The organism is Ensifer sp. 4252, assembly GCF_050434565.1.
GTDB lineage: Bacteria > Pseudomonadota > Alphaproteobacteria > Rhizobiales > Rhizobiaceae > Ensifer.
On record NZ_JBNDIU010000012.1, the window covers coordinates 71,100 to 93,688 of the forward strand.

Consider the following 22,589-nt stretch of genomic DNA (forward strand, 5'->3'; position numbering starts at 1 on the left):
TTTCAGACGCCGCGATAACTCCGTATGTCGTCCGGTGGGAAACTACCGGAGCTTAGCCTTCAGCGAGGCATCGGGAAAGCAGGTCGGCGCCAGGCCGTTCTTGGCCTGCCAGTCGCCGAGCGAGCGGCGCGTCTTGTAACCGGCAAGACCATCGGCCTTGCCGACGTCGTAGCCCTTGGCAACCAGTGCCTTCTGCATCGCCAGGACATCGGAGCGCAGCATGTTGCCGACATCGCCCCAGGCGCCGCGGAAGGCGCCGCCACCCGAGCCGATGCGATCGGCGAGATTGCCGATGAACAGCGCATAGAGATCGGAGTTGTTGTACTCCTTGAGCACGTAGAAATTCGGCGTGACGATGAACTCCGGCCCGTGGGTGCCGGCCGGAACCAGCATCATCGAAGGTGCCGAAAGCTCGTGCGACGGGAATGCCTTTCCGGAAATGCGGGTGATGCCCTTGGTCGCCCAGTCGGACATCCGCCGGGCAAGATCGGGGCCTTCCTGCGCGCAGGAGACGCCAGCCGGGATCGACACCTCGAAGCCCCAGTCGCGGCCGCGCTGCCAGCCCTTCTTGACCAGATAGTTGGCGATCGAGGCCAAGCTGTCGGGGACCGAGTTCCAGATGTCGCGGCGGCCGTCGCCGTCGAAATCCACGGCATATTGCAGGAAGCTCGACGGCATGAACTGCGGCTGCCCCATGGCGCCGGCCCAGGAACCGCGCATCGCCGCCTCGTCAACATCGCCGCTTTCCAGAATATGCAGGGCGGCAATCAACTCGCGGCGAAACAGATCCGGCCGCGTCGACATGAAGGCCTTGGTCGCCAACACATCGACGACCGGATAGGGAATTTTCGCGCGGCCGAAGCCGGATTCGCGACCCCAGATCGCCACGACCACCGATGCCGGAACGCCATAGGTCTTTTCGATCCGCTTCAGGGTGGAGGCGTGGGTGGAGGCGAGGCCTCGCCCCGTGGCGGCCAGTCCCTGCAGACGCTTTTCGGAAAAGTAGCTGCCGGGCGAGGAAAACTCCGCCTGGCTCTGCTTCTGTTCCTTAGGCTTCGGAAAGCCCGGAGGCGCCAGGTCGGGCAGGTCCCAATTGAGCTTCACGTCGGCGAACGCCGCCTTGAAGGAACGCGCCGACACGCCGGACTTCTCAGCTTCAGGCCAGAGATCGCGCTGCAGCCACTGGCGAAACTGGTTTTCGACATCCGCCTTGGAGGCGGCCTGGGCCAAGCCCGCGAAAACGAACAAAAGCAATGTCGACAGTGATAGAAATCTCAGCATCCGGTTTCCCTAGAGCGTGTCGCGCAAAAGTGCGCAGCGGTTTTGCGACAACGACATGCGCAAAAACAAGAACGTAAAGCGCAGTCAGCGAATCTGAAAGACCGCAAAGCGCTTTATCGGTTGGATCGCGGGCGGTCGGGGCGAAAGCCCCGGCAGGTTCGAGGCGTCAGATCGAGGTACGGGCGCGAAGGGCGGCGGCCAGCGTGCCTTCATCGAGATAGTCGAGTTCTCCACCGACCGGCACGCCATGGGCAAGCCGGGTGATCTTCACCTCCATGCCCTCGAGCTGGTCGGTGATGTAATGGGCGGTGGTCTGGCCCTCGACCGTCGCGTTGACGGCGATGATCAGCTCACGCACGCCGCCATTGGCAACGCGCTGCACCAGACCCTTGATGTTGAGATCGTCGGGGCCGACGCCGTCGAGTGGCGACAGCGTGCCGCCAAGCACGTGGTAGGCGGCGTTCATGGCCGCGGCACGTTCCAGCGCCCAGAGATCGGCGACATCCTCGACGACGATGATGACAGAATGGTCGCGGCGCTCATCGGCGCAGACCGTGCAGGGATCGATCGTGTCGACATTGCCGCAGCACGAGCAGATGCGCACCTTGCGGTGGGCCTCGCCCATGGCTTCCGCCAGGGGGCCAAGCAGTTGGTCCTTCTTCTTGACCAGATGCAGTGCCGCGCGCCGCGCCGAACGCGGCCCCAGCCCCGGCACCTTTGCCAAAAGCTGGATCAGTTTTTCGATTTCGGGACCGGTGACTCGCTTTGCCATGCGGCGCTTTTAGCCCATATCGCCGACAAACGGAATCGCCTTGCCGGAATATGACGCGGCTCCTCGCCACGATAGCACTGGAGCCGACCGATGCGTCGAAACAGAACTCAGCGCGTCGCGATGACGACCGCCGCCCCGGCGATGGTCCCGGCGCTGGCGCGGTTGGCGATGCGAACGGCGCGCTTGCTCTTCAGCAATTTACGGGCATTGGCAGCCATGATCACCCAGCCGAGATCGACCACGACCAGAACCACCAGCATGGTCGCAACCAGCTCCATCCAGCCGATCAAGGTGACCGAACGCAGATCGATGATCGAAGGCAACAGCGCGACGTAGAACATCATCACCTTGGGATTGCCGAGCGTCACGGTCAGGCCGGCGAAGAACAGCTTGGAGGCCGAACGCGATTGCGGCAGGCTGTCACCGGGCAGATCCGGTTCGGCCATCCACATTTTCCAGGCGAGATAGAGCAGGTAGGCGACGCCCAGCCACTTGATGGCGACGAACAGCAGATGGAAGCTTTCGGCGATCGCTGCCAGGCCCGCGACAGCAAACGACAGCCAGATGCCCTCGCCGATCCAGAGCGCCACGAGGAAGGGGAGCACGTCGCGTGCGCCCTTCGACAGCACGCGCGCCACAAGCGCTGCGACACTCGGCCCGGGCGAGCCGGCAGCAACCAGCAATGCGGCGGCAAACATAAGCAGGGACGTCATGGTCATGCGCGATCCTCCTCGGGCGGCGGCAATTTATCATGCTTTGCCGTCGGCGCCAGCCTTCCGCCGGCGCGAAATCGCGTGCATCGAATATCAACACAATCTAATGTTGTTGTTCGGAGATGGAGGGTGCGATGAACGACACGACTTTCCGTTACGCCAAGCCCAGCAAAGAGTGCGACCTGATCATGAAGGGTGGTATCACCTCCGGCGTGGTATTCCCGCGCGCCATCACGGAGCTGGCGACCCGTTACCGCTTCATGCACATTGGCGGAACGTCGGCCGGAGCGATCGCCGCCGTGATGACGGCGGCAGCGGAGTACCGGCGGCAAACCGGCGCGACGGTGGAAGAGAAAAATGCCGGCTTTGCCCTCATCGACGCCATGCCCGGCGAGCTGGCGGCAAACCTCGCAACCTTCTTTCAGCCCTCGCCCGACACGGCCCCTCTCTTTCGCATCGGCATGGCAGCCGTTCGCACGCGGCACAGCGGGGCCTGGGCCTGCATCCTGGAGACGCTACGGGTCTTTGCCGTGCCGGCGTTGCTAGGCGCAGCACCCGGCATTTTGATCTCTATTGCCGGTGTGCTCAGCCTCGGCGTCGCGACGATGCTGCTTGGCATCGTTGTCGCCTTGATCGGCGCAATCCTGATGATCCTCTACCAATTCTACCAGGCGGTGGCGGTGGTCCTGCCGGCCAACGATTTCGGTCTGTGCAGCGGCCTGACCCAGCCGGGCGCGAAGAACCCGGCCTTCACCAACTGGATCTCGGAAAAAATAGAGGCGATCGCCGGGCCGGACCGGCCCGACGGTTCGCACAGGCCATTGACCATCGGCGATCTCGAGGCACATGACATCACACTTAGAAGTGTGACCACCGACCTCTCCTCGCGCCGTCCCTATGAGCTGCCGTTCGGCGACAGGGTCCATAACTATCGCAAATCGGAGTTCGAGGCATTGTTTCCGCCCTCGATCATGGCGCACCTGCTCAAGGAGAGCAAACCACGCGACATCGTCGCCGCCGATGGATCGAAGGACTTCTACCAGCTACCGCCGGCAAGCAAGCTACCCGTCGCCATCATCGCCCGGATGAGCCTGAGTTTTCCCGGGCTGATCCGCGCCGTGCCGCTTTACCGCTACGACTACTCGCTGAAAAGCAGCGCACGACGCGACCCCGCTACGCACATCCGCTGCCTGTTTTCCGACGGCGGCATCACCAGTAACTTTCCGATCCACCTTTTTGACGGCCTTCTTCCCGGGCGACCGACCTTCGGCATCTCGCTTGCCAGCTACGATCAGCGGCGGCACGGCGATGACACGGACAGGGCAAGCCGCGTCAATCTTCCGCGCAAGACATCAGAAGGCAAGGTCGCGCCCATCTACCCGGTCGAAGGACTGTTCGGCTTTGTCGGCGCCATCCTCGACACGGCGCGCAATTGGCAGGACACGCTGCAGAGCCAGTTGCACGGCTACAGCGAGCGGATCGTCGAAGTCAGGCTCGACGACAGCAAGGAGGGTGGGCTTAACCTGGATATGGATCGCGAAACGGTTGCCTATCTCAGCGCACTCGGCGGAAAAGCCGGGGAGACGCTTCTTGCCGATTTCGACTTCAACGAACACCGGTGGCGTCGAGCGTTGACGATGCTGCCGACGCTGGCGGAATCGCTGAGAAAGCTCTCGGCACGCTACAATGCGCCACCGACGGACAGCACCGCCGACTATCCAACGATCCTGACGAAATATGACCCGACCGGATTGGTGGGGTCGTCCAAGGCCGAACGCGCGGCGCTCAACGATTTCGCCTCGAAGCTCGCCGAGATCGGCGCGACGCTCGATCAGCGGCCGATATCGCCCGCCTCCACACAGAAAGCCGATCTCCGCATCACCGCCAGCATGGACACCAATCCGCGCGGTGCCAGCCCGGCGAAGCCGATCGTTCCTTCGCCGCCGCCCGTTTCATCGTTGCAATGAATGACCGATCAGAACGGCAGCTTCATGCCCGGCGGGATCGGCAGACCGGCGGTGAGTTCGCGGGTCTTTTCAGCCTGGACGGCCTCGGCCTTGTCCTTGGCGTCCTTGTGGGCGGCGACGATCAGGTCTTCGAGAATCTCGACATCGTCTTCCTTAAACAGCGACGGGTCGATCTTCAGGCTCTTCAGGGTGCCCTTGCCATCGAGACGGACGGTGACGAGGCCGCCACCGGAGACACCATCGACTTCGAGCGCAGCGATTTCCGCCTGCATCTTCTCCATCTTGGCCTGCATTTCCTTGACCTTGCCCATCATCCCCATGATGTCGCGCATCGTCGTCTCCTGTTTCTCTTGAGATTTCCGGTCGTTCGTTCCGACGGATTATTCGATATCGTCGCCGGGGACGATATCACCATCGGCAGATTCGGCTGTGGCCGGAGCAACGCTCTCGGCCTCTTCTTCCTCGACGGCGCGAATGCGCACGTCGGTGATCTTGGCGCCCGGGAAGCGGGCGAGGATCGCGGCCACATCCGGATCCTGGCGCGCGTCGCTGACGCGCTTTTCCTGGGCCCGCTGTTCGGCTTCGATCATGGTCGGCTCGCCGGGTTCGCGGCTGTAGCTGACGATCCAGTGAATGCCGGTCCATTCCTTGAGCTTGACGGCGAGTTCGCCGAGCAGCGTCTTCGGCGCATCGTCGGGAACGTTGACGTCAAGCCTGCCGGGCTCGATGCGCACCAGCCGCACGAAGCCGCGCACCAGCGTCTTCAGCTTGATGTCTTTGTTCTTGGCGCAGAGGTCGGCAATGTCGCTGACCGAGTTGACCGGCACCGACGGCTGCGCTTTCGCTGCCGGGGCGGCTGCCGGCCGCTCCTCGATGTGTCCGACGCTGATCGGCTGCGGGCTGACATCGGGAACCGCACGCAGCATCGTCGCACCGTTGCCGGTCGGCCGTCCCATCGACGTCGGCTGGGCAGCCTGCACCTGCAAGGGGGCACCGGCTGACGCCTGCATGCCGCCGCCATTGCCGCCCCCTGGTGCAGGACGGGCGCCGCCATTGTCGCTGCCGGACAGTTCGAGCACGCGTCTCGCCGCGTCTTCCGGCGACGGAAGATGGGCCGCGTGAGCAAGCCGGATCAGCACCATTTCCGCAGCACCTGCCGGGCGCGATGAACTTTCGGCCTCGGGAATGCCCTTCAGCAGCATCTGCCAGATGCGCGACAGCGTGCTGACGGCGACATTGCCGGCAAATTCCGCTCCGCGCGTCCGCTCGATCTCGCTCAGGGATTGATCGCTGGCCGCATCCGGCACGTATTTCAGCCGGGTGACCAGATGGGTGAAATCGGCAAGGTCGGTCAGGACCACGGTCGGGTTGGCGCCGGCCTCGTATTGTGCCGCGAATTCGCCGAGCGCTGCAGCAACGTCGCCCCGCACGATATGTTCGAACAGATCGACGATGCGGGCGCGATCGGCAAGGCCCAGCATCGAGCGCACTGTCTCGACCTCGACGGAACCGCCGCCATGGGCAATCGCCTGATCGAGCAGCGACAGGCCGTCACGGGCAGAGCCTTCGGCCGCACGGGCAACCATCGCCAGCGCCTCGGGATCGAAGGGAACGCCTTCCTTGCCGAGAATGGTCGAAAACAGGCCGACCAGGTCGGAGCCGCTGATGCGCCTCAGATCGAAGCGCTGACAGCGCGACAGCACGGTGATCGGAACCTTGCGAATTTCGGTGGTGGCGAAGATGAACTTCACATGTTCCGGCGGCTCTTCCAGCGTCTTCAACAGGCCGTTGAAGGCCTGCGTCGACAGCATGTGCACTTCGTCGATGATATAGACCTTGTACCGCGCCGAAACCGGGCGGTAGCGCACCTGCTCGATAATCTCTCTGATATCGTCGATGCCGGTATGGGAGGCGGCGTCCATCTCGATGACGTCGACATGGCGGCCGTCCATAATCGCCTGGCAATGCTCGCCAGGAGCGCGCAGGTCGATGGTCGGCCGATCGATTTCGGGTGTCTTGTAGTTCAGCGCCCGGGCGAGAATGCGGGCGGTGGTGGTCTTGCCCACCCCGCGCACGCCGGTCAGCATATAGGCTTGAGCGATGCGGCCGGTTTCGAACGCGTTGGTCAGCGTGCGCACCATCGGCTCCTGGCCGACCATCAGGTCGGAGAAATCCTTGGGGCGATACTTGCGCGCCAGAACGCGGTAGGCGGCTGGTTTCTGTTCGGATGAAATGGACGTTTCGTCGCTCATCGACCCTGCCGCTGCTTGAACTCGTGTCCCGACAGGACGGATTTACGGCACCGCGCGTCGCATGGGATGCGCCTGGACGCCGCAACATTCTGTGGTGCTGCCTGATTGCTGAGAGCGGTCTCGATCTCAGCAATCAGGCAGGTGGGAGGCTGGCACGATGACCCGTGCCGGGCTCGTTAGGGCTGCTTCCTTCCGGACCTGACCCGGTTGGCGAGTGGCTCGTCCACCACCAACCTCCCGGCTCCCATATCGGCAATATCGCAACCAAATGCAAGCCAAGCCATCAAAAAACTGATATCGATATGCAAAACAAGGCGAATCTGCTCCCGGCCCAAGGAGACCTTCTTGACGACATTCACCCTCGACGAGCGGCTTGAACGCGACGGCATCCCGATCGCCTCGATCGGCCTCTGCCAGATGCGCCTGATGAACGATCGCCGCTGGCCCTGGCTGGTCCTCATTCCCCAACGCGGGGACATTTCCGAGATCTTCGATCTCACGCCGCTCGACCAGACGATGCTGACCTTCGAAACCAACATGGTGGCGAGCGCCTTGAAAAAGGTCACCGGTGCCGAGAAGATCAATGTCGGCGCGCTCGGCAACATCGTCCGGCAGCTCCATGTGCATGTCATCGCCCGCAGCAACGGCGACCCGAACTGGCCCGGCCCCGTCTGGGGCTTCGGCAAGTCGGAGCCGTGGAGCGAGAAAGACCATCAGGCATTTGCAGCCCGCATTCTGGAAAATCTCTGAACATGACGAAATCGATCTTTGACCTTCGAAGCCCTCATCCGGAGCCGAGCACCCTCGTCGCCTTTTCCGAGAACCACCTGGATCGCCAGTCCGAGCATCGCGCCGACGACTGCATCGAAGTCGCGCTCAAACATCCCGGCGCCCATTTCCTCGCCTTTTCCGGGCCGAAGCTGATCGTCAAACACGACGAGAAGATCATCGACCCGCTGTTTGCCCCCTATGAACTCGAAGGGCTCGAGCCGGTGCTCGACGAGACCATCCTGCTCGGTTACCTGCCGAACGGCGAGCCGCGGCTCGCCGTGCCGACCGGTCTTACCGAGGACAACATGGCCGAGCCGTTCAAGATCGCCGACGGGCGCACGCTCTACCGCCAGCAGATGCTGCCGGAAGAACTTCTCGGCCAGTTCGCCCAAGGCTCAAGCCTTGTCACCTGGAACGCCAACAACCGCTTCTGCGGCCGTTGTGCCGGACCGATGGAAGGCAAGGCCGGCGGCTATCGCCGGGTCTGCACCGCCTGCGGCCACATGGTTTTCCCACGTACGGATCCCGTCGTCATCATGATGACCATCGATCTGGAGCGTGATCTCTGCCTGCTCGGCCGCAGCCCGCATTTCACGGCGGGCATGTATTCGTGCCTTGCCGGCTTCGTCGAGCCGGGAGAAACGATCGAAAACGCCGTGCGTCGTGAAACCCATGAGGAATCCGGCATTCACATCGGCCGCGTGCGCTACCACGCCTCGCAACCCTGGCCGCTGCCGCATTCGCTGATGATCGGCTGCTATGCCGAGGCGAAATCGACGGCGATCAAGCGCGACGAACAGGAGCTCGAGGATGTCCGCTGGTTCACCCGCGACGAAACAGCGGCAATGCTGGAGCGTACGACCGGCGTGACCGATACCGGCAACGAACATATTCCGCCGCCGAAGGGCGCCATCGCTCACCGGCTGATGCGCGACTGGCTGGCCTGGGACGAGAACGGCTGAGCGCAGACCGGCCGATACGAGGAGACTTCCCTTGTCCCGCTCCGAACGGCTGCTCGACCTGCTGCAGGTTCTCAGGCGCTACCGACAGCCCGTCAGCGGGCGGCGGCTGGCGGAGGAAACCGGTGTCAGCCTCAGAACGCTCTACCGCGATATCGCCAGCCTGCAGGCGCAAGGCGCCCATATCGAAGGAGAGCCGGGGCTCGGCTACATCCTGAAACCCGGATTCATGCTGCCGCCGATGATGTTCTCGCAGGAGGAGATCGAGGCACTGGTGCTCGGCTCCCGCTGGGTGGCAAAGCGTGCCGACACCCATCTGGCGGCGGCCGCTAGCGATGCGCTCGCCAAGATCGCCGCGGTGCTGCCGGCGGACCTTCGCGACGAGCTCGACGCCTCGACGCTGCTCGTCGGGCCAAGCCCGCCGGTGCCGGACGGCATAGACGTTGCGCTTTTGCGCAAGGCGATACGGCACGAGCGCAAGCTCGACCTGCTTTATATTGACAACGACGGCAGCGAGACCCTTCGCACGGTCTGGCCGTTTGCCCTGGGCTTCTTTGAGAATGTTCGGGTTCTGGTAGCCTGGTGCGAACTGCGCCAGGGTTTCAGGCATTTCCGCACCGACCGCATCAGGCAGGCCGACATGAGCGAGACGCGCTATGCGCGCCGCCGGCAGGTGTTGCTTCGGGAATGGCGAGCGACGCAGAATATCGCCGCGCCGGAAGGCAGGTGGGTCGGTTCGGCCTAAAGCATTTCCAGGATAAAGTGCGGAGCGGTTTTCCGTTCGGAAAATGCGTAAAAGACGGACCAATCGATGCTGACAGAAATTGGCAGTGGCGCGCACTAATCTGCAACTCCCAAGCAAGGAGACAGATCATGGCCAAGGCAAATCTCATCGTTCTCTATGTCGACGACCCGCTCGCAAGCGTCGCCTTCTACCGCAAGCTGCTCGACAAGGAGCCGCTCGTTTCCTTCCCGACCTTTTCGTCATTCGAGCTGCAGGACGGTTTCGTGCTCGGGCTGTGGGCGCAGAGTACGGTGACGCCTCCGCCGTCGAAGACCGGCAACCGCTCGGAATTGGCATTCATGGTGGAAGACGAGGAGGCCGTTCGCGCGCACTATGAAAAATGGAAGGACGCTGGCCTGCCGATTGCGCAGGAATGGACGAAGATGGATTTCGGACCGACCTTCGTGGCGCTTGACCCGGATGGACACCGCCTGCGCGTGTGCCTCTTCGACGAGTAGGCCTACTGCATAATTCCTTTGCGTGTCATATTTGACGCGCGGCGTTGTAGGGCATTGCGCGTATCCCGCCAGCTTTGGTGGCGGGATACGGCGAATTGTGCTGATTAGCGACCGTAAACGGCGGCCTGGATCTGCGAACGGGAAATACCGATATCGCTCAGGGCGTGGTCGTCGAGCGAATTCAGCTCGCGGATCGCACGGCGCATTTTTGCATATTCAACGATCTTCTGACGGATCTTCATTTTTAACACTCCATATGTGAACGAGTGTCAAATAGGCATTTGCACATTATTTAGATACCTCCGCGATTGCAGACCGGGCATGCACCAGACGCGTAGCCGGTTAACGCATCGGTAAGCCTGATCTGCAGTCGCGGTCGAAGCGGCTTAAAGCACGCCGCGCATCGGATGCGCCTTGTAGGTACCGAGAATACGGACTTTCTCCGAGAAGAAGCGCAATTCGTCCATGGCGTGACGCACACCAACATCATCCGGGTGGCCCTCGATGTCGGCATAGAACTGCGTGGCCACAAACTTGCCACCGAGCTGGTAGCTCTCGAGCTTCGTCATGTTGATGCCGTTGGTGGCAAAACCGCCCATCGCCTTGTAGAGGGCAGCGGGAATGTTGCGCACGTTGAACACGAAGGTGGTGATGATCAGCTCGTCATCGGCGCTGCGGGCAAGCCGCTGCTCCTCGCGCGACAGCACCACGAAGCGCGTCACGTTGCTTTCCGTGTCCTCGACGTTCTCGGCGACGATCTCGAGGCCGTAGAGATCGGCCGCAAGCCGCGGCGCCAGCGCCGCCATCGAGCGATCGCCCTGTTCCGACACCAGTTTCGCAGCGCCGGCGGTATCGCCGGCAACCACCGGCTTCCAGCCATTGGCGCGCACGATCTTGCGGCACTGTCCGAGCGCATGAATGTGGCTGTGAACCGTGCGGATCTCGTCGCGCGTCACGCCCGGCAGCACCATCAGCTGGAAACGGATCGGCATGAAATATTCGCCGACGATATGAAGGCGCGATTCGGGCAGCAGGTGGTGGATGTCGGCGACACGACCGGCGATGGTGTTTTCGATCGGGATCATCGCCAGATCCGCCTCGCCGTTCTCGACCGCCACGAAGGCGTCTTCGAACGTCTGGCAGGGAAGCGGCTCCATCGACGGAAACATGTCGCGGCAGGCCATGTCGGAATTGGCGCCGTAATCGCCCTGGAAGGAGATCCTGTTGGTCTTCGTGGTCACACTGTCTTCCTTCTCAGGCTTTTTCGGAAAGGATGCGGCGGGCTTTTTCCAGCTCGACCGGCGTATCGACGCCAAGCGGCACGGTATCGACGATTTCGACATCGATGCGCATGCCGGCTTCGAGTGCCCTGAGTTGCTCGAGCGATTCGCGCTTTTCCAGCGTCGACGGCTTCAGAGCAACGAAGTTTTCGAGCGCCGGGCGCCGGTAGGCATAAAGCCCGATGTGGTGATAGAGAGGACCCTCGCCGTAGGGCGCGGTCGCGCGCGTAAAATAAAGAGCGCGCAGGCGTGTCTCCGACAGCGGCGAACCGACGATCTTGACGATGTTGGGGCTCTTTTTCTCTTCCTCGTCGGTGATCGCCACCGTCAGCGTGGCGATATCGGTCGAGGCATTGTCGATGAGCGGCTTCAGTGAGGCGCGGATCGGAGCCGGCTCGATCGTCGGCAGATCGCCCTGCACGTTGATGACGAACTGCGCCTCGCCATGCGGATCGGCCTTCGACAGCGCCTCATAGATCCGGTCGGATCCGGACTGGTGATCGATCCGCGTCATGATCGCTTCGAAACCGGCGTCGCGCACGACATCGAACACACTCTGGTCATCGACAGCGACGACGACGCGTCCGACATCGGCTTCCGCCGCACGCTTGGCAACCTGGACGATCATCGGCAGGCCGCAGATATCGGCGAGCGGTTTGCCCGGCAGACGGGTGGAGGCCATGCGCGCCGGAATGAGCACGATGGCTTTGCCTGAATTTTCGCGATTCATGATGTGGCCTTCAAAAACCCCGCCCAAAGTGTCAAAAAGTCTCAGTTCGGGGCCCATAATCTCTGTTGCAACGCAGAGCCAAAAGACATAGGTTCCGCGCGATTTCAAGATGGGCCGGGTTTTTGTTTACGCCGGTGGCAAAGGGAGCGTTTGCAGATGAACTCATATGTGAACATGGGCGTGGGTGCCTTTCTGGGTACGGTTTTCGTTCTGATGTCCGTATCCATTGCGTCGGAAGGCATTTTCCATTCCGAGGCTCCCGAGAAGGAAGGCTTCGCGATCGTTGCCGAAGAAGGCACGGCCGAAGCTGGCGGCGGCGCCCAGGAAGCGGCTGAAGTCGACATCAAGCCCTTGCTCCTCAAGGCAGATGCTGCAGCCGGCGAAACCGTGTTCAAGAAATGCGCAAGCTGTCACACCGTGGATAAGGGAGGGGCCAACAAGGTCGGCCCCAACCTCTGGGGTCTCGTCAACCGCCCGATCGCCTCACATGAAGGTTTCAGCTACTCGGCTGGCATGAAGACCTTTTCCGAAGGCGGCAAGGTCGTCTGGGACTACGACCACCTCAGCTTCTTCATCGAAGCTCCGAAGAAGCACGTTCCGGGCACCGCAATGGGCTTTGCCGGCGTGAAGAAGCCTGACGAACGCGCCAACCTGATCGCATGGCTGCGCGAGCATGCCGACGCTCCGGCCGCTCTGCCCGATGCAGCGGCTGCAGAAGCCGCTCCGGCTGCCGCGACCGAAGGTGCTGCCGAGAAGCCGGCCGAAGGTCAGCAGGCTCCGGCCGAAGCGCCCGCAACGGAAACCAAGCCGGCCGAAGGCCAGGCTGCTCCGGAAGGCCAGCCTGCACCGGCTCAATAAGCCCAAGCATTTCAACGATCGAGATTTGAGAAGCCCGGCCATCGCGCCGGGCTTTTTGCTGCGATGAGCCAGACCCGCCGGTCACATCAGGATGTAGGCCCAGACCGAAACGCTGACGACACCAAGGGCCGTCGTCAGCGTGATGGTAGAGGACGCCAGCGCATGGCCGACGTTGAAGTGATTGGCGATCAGCCATGCGTTGACGCCGGTCGGCACCGCCGAGGTCAGCACAAGCGCGGTCGTCCAGTCGTCATTGAGGCCAAGCAGATGGCAGGCGGCAAAGACGACACCCGGCAGAACCACAAGTTTCAACAGGCTCGTCACCGTCGCCAGGCCCAGATTGCCGACAAGACCATATTTGTCGAGCGCCATGCCGATCGAGACCAGCGCAGCCGGCGCCGCAATGGCGGCAAGCTGATCGACGACGCTCTTGACCGGCCCACCGAGCGGCTGACCGAGCAGATGGAAGGCGGCACCGAAGGCAAGGCCGATGACCAGCGGATTGCGCAGCAAGTTGCGGGCAACGCCGCCCAGGAGCTTCAGCGGGCTTTGCCCCGGCTTGCCGCTTACCTTGCGCTCGGCACGCTCCATCAGCACGGTACCGGCGATCATCATCACCGGCAGATGCACCGACAGCAGGATCGACAGCGCGACGATCCCCTCCTCGCCGACGATGCGTGAGACCAGCGGCAGGCCAATGAAGACGGTGTTGGCAAAGGCCGAGGAAACCCCGGCCAGAACGCCCATGCGCGCATCGCGGCCAAAGGCGAGCGTCGATACGAGATGGCCGATGGTCCAGGTGACGGCGACGCCGGAGAAATAGGCGACCCAGAGCGGCCAGGGCGAGCCATCCTTGAAATCGGCCTCGGCGATGGTGCGAAACAGGAGAACCGGCACCGCGACGCGGAAAACGAAATCACCGAGCGCATCACCGACAGTCGGTTTCAGGTAACCGAACTTGACGATCAACCAACCGGTGAGGATCAGGATGAAGACGGGCAGGACGTTCAGGAAGATATCGGACATGCGGGAGCCTTGCGATCGGTCCGGAAGAGATAGACCCGTTCCGGCGACCGCCGCAAGGTTGCAAGACCAGTTCCGTGCCCTCGCGGGACCAGCGATCAAGGGCATAAAGACCGGAACATTCCCTTGCGCGGGGCGTTCCCAAACAGGACCGGGAAAACGATCATGCCAACAGAAAAACCCATCTACTCCCATCAGGACGACGATCCTCATCTGAAGGATGACGATCTGGCGGGAAAGGTTCTGCGCTTCATCCGCTACGCCACCTTCATTGATACCACCGACATGGAGGTGTTCGCGCTCGGCGAAATGATCGTGCTGTCGGGCCAGGTCTCAAACGAGTCGGACGTAGCCTGCGCCGGCGATGCCGCAAAATCGGTGATCGGCGTGACGACCGTCGAGAACCGCCTGACGGTGAAGCCGGGCCAACATTCGTGATCCTTGTCGCGTTGCGGCTTGACGGCAAGCGGTTGTCGTTCGCCGCTTCCGCTGGTAAGTGGGTACGGCGCCCACGACCGCGCGCAAAATTTCCTATGGAGACCGGAATGGGGACAACCGAGTCAGCAACCAGGTAAGCCGCAACAACACTCCCAATCGTTGTTGCGGCGTCTGTCCGGTCATTTCACACTACCGATAAGAAGGCAGAGCGCCGCCGAATGTCATTCATTTGAGCGGATGTTCAATCATGCCCAAACATAGATCACCAACCTGGAATTATTCGGTGCCGGCAGCGCTGTTGCTGATGGCTCCCTTCGATATCCTCGCCTCGCTGGCGATGGATATCTATCTGCCTGTCGTGCCTGTCATGCCCGGCATCCTTGCCACGACGCCGGCGATCGTCCAGCTGACGTTAAGCCTCTACATGGTCATTCTCGGCGTCGGCCAGATCGTCTTCGGACCCGTTTCCGATCGCATCGGCCGGCGTCCGGTCCTCATCGGCGGGGCGCTGCTCTTTGCGACCGCTTCGCTGCTCATGGCCGCCACCGCGTCGGCTCCGACCTTCCTCGCCCTTCGCCTCCTGCAGGCAATCGGCGCATCGGCAGCACTCGTCGCGACCTTTGCCACGGTTCGTGACGTCTATGCGGAGCGGCCCGAAGGCGTGACAATCTACGGGCTGTTCAGTGCAATGCTCGCCTTCGTGCCGGCCCTCGGCCCGATCGCCGGCGCGCTGCTTGCCGATCGCTTCGGCTGGCAGGCGATCTTCCTGGCGCTCGGCATACTGGCAATCGCCGCCACGGCGAACGCCGTGCCGCGGTGGCGGGAAACCCGGCCAGTCGATGCCGAAGGCCAGAGGCGGTCCTTCGGGCCGATCCTCAGGAACGGAGCGTTCTGGACCTACACGCTCGGCTTCAGTGCCGCGATGGGCTCGTTCTTCGTGTTCTTCTCGACGGCGCCGCGCGTGCTCATCGATCGGACGGGCTATTCCGAGTTCGGCTTCAGCCTGGTCTTTGCGACTGCGGCCGTGGTGATGATCGTCACGACTCGTTTTGCCAAGCGTTTCGTGGCGCTCTGGGGCATCACCGGCAGCCTTGCCCGCGGGATGGCGCTGCTGATCCTCGGCGCGGTGCTGCTCATCGTCGGCCAGAGCCTGGCCGCACCGTCGTTCTGGACCTTCATCCTGCCGATGTGGGTCATCGCCGTCGGCATCGTCTTTACCGGTTCGGTCACCGCCAATGGCGCCCTGCAGGCCTTCGGCCATGTGGCGGGAACCGCAGTCGCGCTCTATTTCTGCATTCAGAGCCTGATTGTCGGGGTGCTCGGCACCTTGGCCGTGGTCCTCCTTGGTGGAGACACCGCGCTTCCATTAGCCGGCTATTCATCGACGATGGCAATCGTCACGCTGGTCGCCCTCGGTCGGCTGACGAGGAGCCGCACGGCGCAAGCCTGATGCGATGAAATCGCCGCAGGGCGTGCCGGCCATGTCGGCACGCCCTGCGGCACCCCTCGTTTACCCCCAACCAGCGCGGGCAAACGGGGGCGGGTATCAAGCAGGCACATCGACAACGATTGCCTCTTGACCTCGCCCCAGGGGCAAGCCCCACAGTCAGATCCATGAGCGATTCCTATCTTCTTGCCGGCCGTTTCGGCGCGGCCACACGACTTTCCCCAAAGGCGCTACGGCTTTATGCCGAGCAGGGCCTGCTGGTGCCTGCCTATACAGATCCGGCGACCGGCTATCGCTACTATGCGCCGGAGCAGGCCGCCCGTGCACGGCTGATCGCGCGCCTTCGACATCTCGGCCTTCCGGTGGCGCGGGTCGCGCAACTGGTGGAACTTGATGCGGGCAGCCGCCTTATCGAATTGCGGTCCTGGCTGGACGCTCAAAGCGAACGGCTGAGCGAACAGACCGAGCTGGTGGAGGCGATCGCGCGGCAGACCAACGGCCGCGATGCCGACCTGATTTCGGCGATTGCCAGACGCGAGGTGGCGGCCTGCAAGCTGATCTACTGTCAGCGGCAACTCAATATCGAGGCGCTCGATCCATTCGTGGCAAGCGCCCAGGCGGAGATCCGTGGTTACCTCCGCCACTGCGGGATCGCCGATGGCGGCGCGATGACCGTGCATTTCCACGAGACCGTGAGCCGCGACAACGAGGGACTGGTAGAAGTCGCCATTGCCTATGAGGGCAGCATCGAGCCGGTCGACGATCTGCGCATCCGCCTTCAGGCTGCACGGCACGAGGTCTTTCTGCCCGTGCCGTCGGCTTGCGAAAACTTCCCGCTGGTGCTGCGTGTCTACGACGCCATAGAGACCTGGCTGGATGCGCGAAGCGACATCAACGGCATCGGCAGCCCCTACGAAATCTACCCCGGCAGCCACGGCGCCACCTTCGATGTCGCCTACTCCATAACCTAAGCTGTCTCCCCCCCAAAGCTAACAGGAAAGACGATCATGATGCATTTCGCCTATACGGGCTCCGGCCCCTATTGCTACGCCAATTCGTTTGCAATGATGTTCGGCGCACACGCCCCTTCCACCGCGGTGATCGAATTTGCCACCAGCAGCCCGTTCGGCATGCAGTTGCTCGGCGGTACACTGCCGTTCTTCGACCCCTACGGCTGGGATCCGGAAGCCGGATCCGACGGTGCGCTTGCTGCGCTCGGCTGGACATCGACGCTGAGCAAGGGCGGCGATGCGGACGACGCGCTTTCCCGCCTGCGCGCAGCCCTCAAGGACGGGCCGGTCTGGATCGGCCCCATCGAGATGGGGCATCTCCGGCACCAGCCGGGCATGACCGGACCGATCGACGCCGACCATTACGTCGTGGTCCTCGACATGGACGAGGAGAGTGTGCTGATGCACGACCCGCAGGGCTACCCCTATGCGCGCCTGCCGCTCGCCAACTTCATGGCGGCCTGGCGCGCGGACACGCTGAGCTATGGTGATGCCTACACCATGCGGACCGACTTTGTCCGTGTCGCCGAGATGTCGGAAATCGAGACGATCCGGGCGTCGATCCCGGCCGCCATCCACTGGTTGTCGATGGAGACGGACCTGCCTGTTCCTCCGGGGACCCTCGGCAATGCCGACGCCGCCGAAACGCTCGCCGTACGCATCGAGAGCGATTGCGACAAGGGACTGCGCGCCCACATGGTCCACTTCGCCATCCGTACCGGCGCCCGCCGCGCGGCTGACGCGGCGGCTTGCCTCGCACGGGCAGGCTACCACGAGGCGGCCCGCATCGCCGACGAACAGGCACGCCTCATCGGCGCGCTGCAGCATCCGCTGGTCGTGCGCAAGGACGCGGTCGCGGCGGCCACGTTACGGGCACTCGCCCCGACCTATGACCGGATGAAGACCGCGCTGGAGCACGGCGGTTAAAAGACGACATCCAGCCGTTGCCAGCCGCGCCTACAGCGCGGCTCCTCCCCCATCTTTGTTCTTGGCACCCGCAAAGGCGTGAGCAGCAATAAAAGCCGATGGGAGACAAAAATCGCAGCCGTGCCGATCTCGGTGGGGGCTTGAAAGAACGGATAGCGGTTCGCGCCCGACGCCGTGGCGCTAGGACTGAGAGCCTCTTTCCAATGCCGTTCCTACTGCCGAAAATAGACGACCATCTTCAAGTGCCGGTACTCGTCCACAGTCAGCATCTCGTGCATGAAGCCGAGTTGAGTGCCACCCGAATCCATGATGGTACCGATGCCCCGAGCGTGGCTTTCCGTGCTCGGCTGCTCGAACCAGCGGCGGAAATCCGGCGACAGCTTCTTCATTTCATCGACCAGAGCAAGCATCGCCGGATCGTCCGGAGCGGCTGCCAGATCATAGCGAAACTGCGCCAGCAACTTCGGCGCTTCGTCGCGCCATCGGGGAAGGCGTCGCCGCAACTCCGGATCGGCAAAAATCAGGCGTATGAGATTGCGCTCCGGTTGCTCGCGGTTTGTGAAGCCGAACAGATCGTCCGCGCACGCATTCCACGCGACAACATCCCAGCGCAAGTTGGCGACATAGGCCGGCCGCGCCACGAGATCATCCAGCAGTCGCTGAATAAGCGGGTTAACCGATGGCCATTGATAGGCCTCAGGTGGCGGTGGTCGCCTGTGCGCAAGCAGGAACAGATGGCTGCACTCGGCATCGTCCAGCTTCAACGCTTTCGCCACCTTCAGCAGAAAGCTTTCAGAGACCTGGATGTCTCGGCCCTGCTCGAACCACGTGTACCAGGTAAGGCCGACACCCGCGAGTGCGGCCACTTCCTCTCTCCGGAGACCGGGTGTGCGGCGGTGGCCGGTCGAGGGTAGGCCCGCATCGACGGGCGTAAGCTTTTTCCTGTGGCGCAGCAGGAAATCTGAGAGGTCGGTTCGCGTGCGCACAAGTGTACGGTCGGTCAAGACTATTGCCTCTAGTAACAGGATAATTTCCTATATTGTAACAGGATGATCGTGCCTCGAAAGTCTGCCCGCGACAAGGAGGCAGCATGACTTACGAGGACGAATCCGATTTTCCACTTTCCAGAACGACGGTTGAAGCAACCCCTTCACCAGCAACGACAGCAGGAGCACGCGAGTGGGTGGGGCTTGCGCTACTGGCCCTGCCAACCATCTTGCTCGGTCTGGACCTGACGCTTCTTCATCTGGCGCTTCCGGCGCTCGCAACCGATCTGCAACCGACCAGCATGCAAGCGCTCTGGATCATGGATGCCTACGGCTTCATGATCGCCGGCTTCCTGATCACCATGGGGACGCTCGGCGATCGTATCGGACGCCGCAAACTGCTGATGATGGGCGCGGCCGCCTTCGCCGTCGCCTCCGCGCTCGCTGCTTTCTCCACCAGCGCCGCTATGCTGATTGCCGCCCGGGCACTGCTCGGCATAGCCGGTGCAACCCTGATGCCATCGACACTGGCGCTGATCACCAACATGTTCGCCGACCCGCGGCAGCGCGCGCTTGGTTTTGGGATATGGGCGACGATGTTCGCACTCGGCATGGCACTGGGACCGGTTGTCGGCGGTGTGCTGCTGGAACATTTCTGGTGGGGCGCGGCCTTTCTCATCGCCGTGCCCGTTGTCGGCCTGCTGCTTCTGCTGGCGCCTGTCCTTTTACCGGAATATCGCGCGCCACACGCCGGCAAACTGGACCTTGCAAGCGTCGGCCTTTCGCTCGCCGCCATTCTGCCCGTCGTCTATGGCATCAAGCAGATCGCCAAGGATGGCTTCGGACTTCATCCAGTCGGCGCGATTGCGCTCGGACTTCTCTTCGCCGCGCTGTTCGTGCGCCGACAGCAGCGGCTCGCCGATCCCCTGCTCGATATCTCCCTGTTTGCCAACAGAGCCTTCAGCGTGGCGTTGATCGTGCTTCTCCTTGGCCTGGTCGCGGTCGGCGGCACAATGCTGCTGGTCACGCAATATCTGCAACTGGTGGCTGGGTTTTCTCCGCTCGCCGCGGGTCTCTGGATGGGGCCGCCCGCCCTTGCCATGGTCGCTGCTGGCGTCGCTGCGCCATTGATTGCGCGGCGTGTTCGCCCCGGCTTTGTCGTGGCCGGGGCGCTGGGGTTGTCGGTGATGGGCTATCTGCTGCTGGCCCAACTGGATAACGGCACTTCCGGCGTCGTCGTTGTCGTCGCCGGCTTCTCGCTGGCCTATCTCGGGCTCGGCACGATAGCTGCACTCGGTACCAACCTCGTGGTAGGATCGGCACCCGCCGACAAGGCAGGCTCGGCATCGGCAATGTCCGAGACGGTGCAGGACCTTGGCGTGTCGCTCGGCATCGCCGTTCTTGGCAGCCTCGCTACCGCCATCTATCGCCGGACGATGCTTGACCGCATACCCGAAAGCCTCAGCCGCGAAGCGCATGAGGCCGTTGGCGACAGCTTGTGGGCGGCATCTTCCGTTGCGGCGGAATTGCCGCCCGGCCTGATGGAAGAGGCGCAGGCTGCGTTCGCGGCAGGGTTCAGCAGTGCGGCAATGGCCAGTGCCGTGAGCGTTTCCCTGCTCGCCGTCCTCTCTGCCGTTTCGCTGCGGCATATCGGTGTCATTGACGGTGGCAAACCGCTCCAGTGATATTGGAGCTTCGCCATCTGCGATAGGCTCTCGAAGCGGCGGATCAGCAGCGCTCGGCGTGCCTCGCACCGGCAGGTGCGCCGGAGGCGACTAGACGAGCAGCTCGGAAAAGCCGCCTGCCCGCTTCGCGTTCTCGCGCTCGAGCGGTTCGTAGTGCAAGCCGACCACGCCATTTTCGTAGGTGTCCGTGCCCATCAGCCGCAGATCATATCTGTCGGGAAGCTCGCCGAACCAAGCCGCACCAGGGGACGAGACGGGGAAGACGAAGAAGTGGAAGGTATCGACCAGGCCGAGACCGATGACCGTCTGGGCCAGGCTGGCGCCGCCGGAGAGGTGAATATCGCCGCCCGGCTGCGCCTTCAGATCCCGGAGATAGGCGGCCAGCGCCTCGTCACCGGGGGTGACGACCTCATCGACATTGTTCCATGCGGTCAGTTTCTGGGACCCTGAGCGCGAGATGACCAGCTTGCGATAGTCGTGCATCCGGCGCGCCATCTTGCGGTTGGTTTCGGTCCCGACATCCTCCGACAGGGCGCCCGGCCAATAGGATGCCATTTCCTCGTAGGTCACGCGCCCGACGAGCACGGTGTCATAGGTGGCATAGAGCCGGTCGATCGCCCGGTACTGGTCGTCGCCGACGCTGCCGATCCAGGCCAGCGGATCGTCGAGGCGACCGTTGAGCGTCGTCATCATCTGCAGGACAATCTTGCGCATGCGCGTGCCTCCTCTACTGGGTTCTGCCCTCCACGAGCCGGGCGAGTTGCTCGATGACCGTTCCCCAGCCATCGTGGAAGCCCATCTCCTCGTGCATGTTCCGGTCGGCATTGCTCCGGTGCATGACATGGGCAGCGTAGTCCGTACCCTCCGGATGATCCTTGAGCGTGATGATCGCCGTCATGAAAGGGTTTTCCGCCGGGCGCCAGCCTGCGACCAGCGAATTGGTGAAGATGATGCGCTGCAGGGCGTCGACAGCCAGGAAGCAGGCATCCAGATGCGGCGTGAACGCGCCACCGCCTTCGCTGATCCGGGTGACGAAGGCGCCGCCCGGCCGCAAATCCATCTCGACCACCTTGCATCTGGCCGGCCCCGGAACCCACCATTGCTCGAAGCTTGCGGGATCGGTCCAGGCGTTCCAGATCACCGACCGCGGCGCCTTGATCAGGCGCGATATCGTCAGATCGAGATCGGGGTTGGGAGATCGGATCATGTCATTTCTCCTTGTTCTCAGCGGATATCACGAACTGCTCCAGCCGATCGGTACGGCCTTCCCAAAGCGCGCGCTGCTCCGACATCCACGCCTCGATTGCGGCAAACCGGCTCTTCTCGATGGTGCAGGTGCGCACCCGGCCCTGCTTCTCGGTGCGGATCAGGCCGCTGCCTTCGAGAAAGTGGATGTGTTTCATGAACGATGGCAGCGCCATATCGAATGGCTTTGCCAGATCGCTGATGCTGGCCGAGCCGCGACCGAGCCTCGCCAGCACTGAGCGCCGTGTTGGGTCGGCCAGGGCTTGAAAAATTCCGTCCAGAGGGTCCGAATACTGTTCCATAAGGCTAAGTATCACGCCAAGACACTTAGCGCAATGGATAACTATTATGCCCCCTTACCGTGTTGGCTGCCACGGCTCGATCACGGGAGCAAGCGCCCGACGCATGAACGACTCGGCGTTCAGAAGCAACGGCACCGGAGCCAATTTGTCACACCGGCGCCTCGCTTGATCTCAACCTAGGTCGAGCTTTTATAAAGCCGTCGGTTCGTTCCAAGGGAGGCCGACGTGAACCTCGAAAATCAAGTCAAGTCTGAAACTGCCGGCATGCCGAGCATCATCGCAAGGATATTGGACGCACGCGCTTTCGATCTGCTGGCCCGGGTGCTGCTAACCCTCGTCTTCTGGTCGAGCGGCCTCGCCAAGCTGTTCGATTTCAGCGCCAGTATCGCCATCATGGAAGGGTTCGGCCTTTCACCGGGCTGGCTCGTCAACACCGCGACGCTCATCCTCCAGATCGGTGGCTCGCTCATGATCATCTTCAACCACCGGGTCTGGCTCGCAACGGGCGCGCTCGCCGTCTTCACGATCCTGACCATCCCGATCGCCCATCCGTTCTGGGCCAAGGAAGGTGAAGAAGCGTTTCGCGACATGACCGTGGCGCTGGAACACGTATCGGTCATCGGCGGGCTCGCACTCGTTGCGATCCTTTCGAGACGAAGCTGAGGTCTGATGTCATGACCGCCGCATAATGCGGCGGTCGG

Annotated in this window: 25 protein-coding genes and 1 other RNA gene; 12 read left to right on the forward strand and 14 right to left on the reverse strand. The window is 62.7% G+C overall.

Annotated features, from left to right (window positions below; genetic code table 11):
- Positions 1-42: 42 nt before the first annotated feature.
- The 3 genes from ABIE33_RS21310 to ABIE33_RS21320 form a co-directional block, all read right to left on the reverse strand.
- Entirely contained in the window at positions 43-1,281 is a 1,239-nt protein-coding gene (locus tag ABIE33_RS21310) for a lytic murein transglycosylase (RefSeq protein ID WP_429129094.1), read from the reverse strand.
- A gap of 166 nt (positions 1,282-1,447) precedes the next feature.
- The gene (gene recR / locus ABIE33_RS21315; protein WP_429129096.1) at positions 1,448-2,053 is read right to left on the reverse strand and encodes a recombination mediator RecR; all 606 of its coding nucleotides are present in this window, start codon (positions 2,051-2,053) and stop codon (positions 1,448-1,450) included.
- Positions 2,054-2,160: 107 nt separating this feature from the next.
- Complete coding sequence (locus ABIE33_RS21320; RefSeq protein ID WP_429129099.1) at positions 2,161-2,772, reverse strand: LysE family translocator; 612 nt, start codon at positions 2,770-2,772, stop codon at positions 2,161-2,163.
- A gap of 128 nt (positions 2,773-2,900) precedes the next feature.
- On the opposite strand from ABIE33_RS21320, the gene ABIE33_RS21325 reads away from it, so the two are divergent.
- A complete protein-coding gene (locus ABIE33_RS21325) occupies positions 2,901-4,733 on the forward strand; it encodes a hypothetical protein (RefSeq protein ID WP_429129102.1) in 1,833 nt (610 codons plus the stop codon).
- Positions 4,734-4,741: 8 nt separating this feature from the next.
- Here ABIE33_RS21325 and ABIE33_RS21330 read toward each other — a convergent pair whose 3' ends face one another.
- The 3 genes from ABIE33_RS21330 to ffs form a co-directional block, all read right to left on the reverse strand.
- Positions 4,742-5,065 (reverse strand): YbaB/EbfC family nucleoid-associated protein, encoded by a 324-nt coding sequence (locus ABIE33_RS21330; RefSeq protein WP_025425480.1) that lies wholly within the window; start codon positions 5,063-5,065, stop codon positions 4,742-4,744.
- 48 nt (positions 5,066-5,113) lie between these two features.
- Positions 5,114-6,985, reverse strand: a complete 1,872-nt coding sequence (locus ABIE33_RS21335) for a DNA polymerase III subunit gamma/tau (protein ID WP_429129106.1) — start codon at positions 6,983-6,985, stop codon at positions 5,114-5,116.
- 141 nt (positions 6,986-7,126) lie between these two features.
- An RNA gene (gene ffs, locus ABIE33_RS21340) (signal recognition particle sRNA small type) lies at positions 7,127-7,223 on the reverse strand.
- Between the two features lie 107 nt (positions 7,224-7,330).
- Here ffs and ABIE33_RS21345 point away from each other — a divergent pair.
- From ABIE33_RS21345 to ABIE33_RS21360, 4 genes are all read left to right on the forward strand, one after another.
- The gene (locus tag ABIE33_RS21345) at positions 7,331-7,735 is read left to right on the forward strand and encodes an HIT domain-containing protein (RefSeq protein WP_429129109.1); all 405 of its coding nucleotides are present in this window, start codon (positions 7,331-7,333) and stop codon (positions 7,733-7,735) included.
- Between the two features lie 2 nt (positions 7,736-7,737).
- Positions 7,738-8,718 carry an NAD(+) diphosphatase gene (nudC, locus tag ABIE33_RS21350; protein WP_429129111.1) on the forward strand — a complete coding sequence of 327 codons (981 nt, stop codon included), beginning with the start codon at positions 7,738-7,740 and terminating at the stop codon, positions 8,716-8,718.
- Positions 8,719-8,749: 31 nt separating this feature from the next.
- On the forward strand, positions 8,750-9,460 hold the full coding sequence (locus ABIE33_RS21355) for a helix-turn-helix transcriptional regulator (RefSeq protein WP_429129114.1): 711 nt from the start codon (positions 8,750-8,752) through the stop codon (positions 9,458-9,460).
- Between the two features lie 128 nt (positions 9,461-9,588).
- A complete protein-coding gene (locus ABIE33_RS21360; protein WP_429129116.1) occupies positions 9,589-9,957 on the forward strand; it encodes a VOC family protein in 369 nt (122 codons plus the stop codon).
- 104 nt (positions 9,958-10,061) lie between these two features.
- Here ABIE33_RS21360 and ABIE33_RS21365 read toward each other — a convergent pair whose 3' ends face one another.
- The 3 genes from ABIE33_RS21365 to ABIE33_RS21375 all read right to left on the reverse strand — a co-directional run bounded on the left by ABIE33_RS21365 (position 10,062) and on the right by ABIE33_RS21375 (position 11,967).
- Complete coding sequence (locus ABIE33_RS21365) at positions 10,062-10,199, reverse strand: DUF1127 domain-containing protein (RefSeq protein WP_065784874.1); 138 nt, start codon at positions 10,197-10,199, stop codon at positions 10,062-10,064.
- 144 nt (positions 10,200-10,343) lie between these two features.
- Positions 10,344-11,198 (reverse strand): prephenate dehydratase, encoded by an 855-nt coding sequence (locus ABIE33_RS21370; RefSeq protein ID WP_429129119.1) that lies wholly within the window; start codon positions 11,196-11,198, stop codon positions 10,344-10,346.
- A 13-nt stretch (positions 11,199-11,211) separates the two neighbouring features.
- Positions 11,212-11,967 carry a 3-deoxy-manno-octulosonate cytidylyltransferase gene (locus ABIE33_RS21375; RefSeq protein ID WP_429129122.1) on the reverse strand — a complete coding sequence of 252 codons (756 nt, stop codon included), beginning with the start codon at positions 11,965-11,967 and terminating at the stop codon, positions 11,212-11,214.
- A 156-nt stretch (positions 11,968-12,123) separates the two neighbouring features.
- Between ABIE33_RS21375 and ABIE33_RS21380 the strand changes: the two genes are divergently transcribed.
- Positions 12,124-12,825 (forward strand): c-type cytochrome, encoded by a 702-nt coding sequence (locus tag ABIE33_RS21380; protein WP_429129124.1) that lies wholly within the window; start codon positions 12,124-12,126, stop codon positions 12,823-12,825.
- 81 nt (positions 12,826-12,906) lie between these two features.
- On the opposite strand, the gene ABIE33_RS21385 is transcribed toward ABIE33_RS21380, so the two are convergent.
- Positions 12,907-13,851, reverse strand: a complete 945-nt coding sequence (locus ABIE33_RS21385; RefSeq protein ID WP_429129127.1) for an AEC family transporter — start codon at positions 13,849-13,851, stop codon at positions 12,907-12,909.
- A 162-nt stretch (positions 13,852-14,013) separates the two neighbouring features.
- On the opposite strand from ABIE33_RS21385, the gene ABIE33_RS21390 reads away from it, so the two are divergent.
- From ABIE33_RS21390 to ABIE33_RS21405, 4 genes are all read left to right on the forward strand, one after another.
- Entirely contained in the window at positions 14,014-14,286 is a 273-nt protein-coding gene (locus tag ABIE33_RS21390; protein ID WP_429129130.1) for a BON domain-containing protein, read from the forward strand.
- Positions 14,287-14,533: 247 nt separating this feature from the next.
- Positions 14,534-15,736 carry a CmlA/FloR family chloramphenicol efflux MFS transporter gene (gene cml / locus ABIE33_RS21395; RefSeq protein WP_429129133.1) on the forward strand — a complete coding sequence of 401 codons (1,203 nt, stop codon included), beginning with the start codon at positions 14,534-14,536 and terminating at the stop codon, positions 15,734-15,736.
- A gap of 164 nt (positions 15,737-15,900) precedes the next feature.
- Positions 15,901-16,704: a MerR family transcriptional regulator gene (locus tag ABIE33_RS21400; RefSeq protein WP_429129134.1), complete on the forward strand. Its 804-nt coding sequence runs from the start codon at positions 15,901-15,903 to the stop codon at positions 16,702-16,704.
- 36 nt (positions 16,705-16,740) lie between these two features.
- Complete coding sequence (locus ABIE33_RS21405) at positions 16,741-17,670, forward strand: hypothetical protein (RefSeq protein WP_429129137.1); 930 nt, start codon at positions 16,741-16,743, stop codon at positions 17,668-17,670.
- A 212-nt stretch (positions 17,671-17,882) separates the two neighbouring features.
- Here the strand turns inward: ABIE33_RS21405 and ABIE33_RS21410 are convergent, their stop codons facing one another.
- Positions 17,883-18,674 (reverse strand): helix-turn-helix transcriptional regulator, encoded by a 792-nt coding sequence (locus tag ABIE33_RS21410; protein WP_429129140.1) that lies wholly within the window; start codon positions 18,672-18,674, stop codon positions 17,883-17,885.
- 86 nt (positions 18,675-18,760) lie between these two features.
- Here ABIE33_RS21410 and ABIE33_RS21415 point away from each other — a divergent pair, with 86 nt between their 5' ends.
- The gene (locus tag ABIE33_RS21415; protein WP_429129143.1) at positions 18,761-20,341 is read left to right on the forward strand and encodes an MFS transporter; all 1,581 of its coding nucleotides are present in this window, start codon (positions 18,761-18,763) and stop codon (positions 20,339-20,341) included.
- A gap of 90 nt (positions 20,342-20,431) precedes the next feature.
- On the opposite strand, the gene ABIE33_RS21420 is transcribed toward ABIE33_RS21415, so the two are convergent.
- The 3 genes from ABIE33_RS21420 to ABIE33_RS21430 are packed head-to-tail and all read right to left on the reverse strand — an operon-like array spanning position 20,432 to position 21,888.
- Complete coding sequence (locus tag ABIE33_RS21420) at positions 20,432-21,055, reverse strand: dihydrofolate reductase family protein (RefSeq protein WP_429129145.1); 624 nt, start codon at positions 21,053-21,055, stop codon at positions 20,432-20,434.
- A gap of 13 nt (positions 21,056-21,068) precedes the next feature.
- Complete coding sequence (locus ABIE33_RS21425) at positions 21,069-21,548, reverse strand: SRPBCC family protein (protein ID WP_429129147.1); 480 nt, start codon at positions 21,546-21,548, stop codon at positions 21,069-21,071.
- 1 nt (position 21,549) lies between these two features.
- A complete protein-coding gene (locus tag ABIE33_RS21430; protein ID WP_429129150.1) occupies positions 21,550-21,888 on the reverse strand; it encodes an ArsR/SmtB family transcription factor in 339 nt (112 codons plus the stop codon).
- A gap of 225 nt (positions 21,889-22,113) precedes the next feature.
- Between ABIE33_RS21430 and ABIE33_RS21435 the strand changes: the two genes are divergently transcribed.
- Positions 22,114-22,551, forward strand: coding sequence for a DoxX family protein (locus ABIE33_RS21435; RefSeq protein ID WP_429129153.1), 438 nt, complete (start codon positions 22,114-22,116; stop codon positions 22,549-22,551).
- The last annotated feature ends 38 nt before the right edge of the window (positions 22,552-22,589 follow it).

What these genes read in the sequence shown, in the direction of transcription:
- ABIE33_RS21310 (WP_429129094.1), bottom strand. Translation starts at nt 1,281, where the DNA reads ATGCTGAGATTTCTATCACTGTCGACATTGCTTTTGTTCGTTTTCGCG.
- recR (WP_429129096.1), bottom strand. Translation starts at nt 2,053, where the DNA reads ATGGCAAAGCGAGTCACCGGTCCCGAAATCGAAAAACTGATCCAGCTT.
- ABIE33_RS21320 (WP_429129099.1), bottom strand. Translation starts at nt 2,772, where the DNA reads ATGACCATGACGTCCCTGCTTATGTTTGCCGCCGCATTGCTGGTTGCT.
- ABIE33_RS21325 (WP_429129102.1), top strand. Translation starts at nt 2,901, where the DNA reads ATGAACGACACGACTTTCCGTTACGCCAAGCCCAGCAAAGAGTGCGAC.
- ABIE33_RS21330 (WP_025425480.1), bottom strand. Translation starts at nt 5,065, where the DNA reads ATGCGCGACATCATGGGGATGATGGGCAAGGTCAAGGAAATGCAGGCC.
- ABIE33_RS21335 (WP_429129106.1), bottom strand. Translation starts at nt 6,985, where the DNA reads ATGAGCGACGAAACGTCCATTTCATCCGAACAGAAACCAGCCGCCTAC.
- nudC (WP_429129111.1), top strand. Translation starts at nt 7,738, where the DNA reads ATGACGAAATCGATCTTTGACCTTCGAAGCCCTCATCCGGAGCCGAGC.
- ABIE33_RS21360 (WP_429129116.1), top strand. Translation starts at nt 9,589, where the DNA reads ATGGCCAAGGCAAATCTCATCGTTCTCTATGTCGACGACCCGCTCGCA.
- ABIE33_RS21365 (WP_065784874.1), bottom strand. Translation starts at nt 10,199, where the DNA reads ATGAAGATCCGTCAGAAGATCGTTGAATATGCAAAAATGCGCCGTGCG.
- ABIE33_RS21375 (WP_429129122.1), bottom strand. Translation starts at nt 11,967, where the DNA reads ATGAATCGCGAAAATTCAGGCAAAGCCATCGTGCTCATTCCGGCGCGC.
- ABIE33_RS21380 (WP_429129124.1), top strand. Translation starts at nt 12,124, where the DNA reads ATGAACTCATATGTGAACATGGGCGTGGGTGCCTTTCTGGGTACGGTT.
- ABIE33_RS21385 (WP_429129127.1), bottom strand. Translation starts at nt 13,851, where the DNA reads ATGTCCGATATCTTCCTGAACGTCCTGCCCGTCTTCATCCTGATCCTC.
- ABIE33_RS21390 (WP_429129130.1), top strand. Translation starts at nt 14,014, where the DNA reads ATGCCAACAGAAAAACCCATCTACTCCCATCAGGACGACGATCCTCAT.
- cml (WP_429129133.1), top strand. Translation starts at nt 14,534, where the DNA reads ATGCCCAAACATAGATCACCAACCTGGAATTATTCGGTGCCGGCAGCG.
- ABIE33_RS21400 (WP_429129134.1), top strand. Translation starts at nt 15,901, where the DNA reads ATGAGCGATTCCTATCTTCTTGCCGGCCGTTTCGGCGCGGCCACACGA.
- ABIE33_RS21405 (WP_429129137.1), top strand. Translation starts at nt 16,741, where the DNA reads ATGATGCATTTCGCCTATACGGGCTCCGGCCCCTATTGCTACGCCAAT.
- ABIE33_RS21415 (WP_429129143.1), top strand. Translation starts at nt 18,761, where the DNA reads ATGACTTACGAGGACGAATCCGATTTTCCACTTTCCAGAACGACGGTT.
- ABIE33_RS21420 (WP_429129145.1), bottom strand. Translation starts at nt 21,055, where the DNA reads ATGCGCAAGATTGTCCTGCAGATGATGACGACGCTCAACGGTCGCCTC.
- ABIE33_RS21425 (WP_429129147.1), bottom strand. Translation starts at nt 21,548, where the DNA reads ATGATCCGATCTCCCAACCCCGATCTCGATCTGACGATATCGCGCCTG.
- ABIE33_RS21430 (WP_429129150.1), bottom strand. Translation starts at nt 21,888, where the DNA reads ATGGAACAGTATTCGGACCCTCTGGACGGAATTTTTCAAGCCCTGGCC.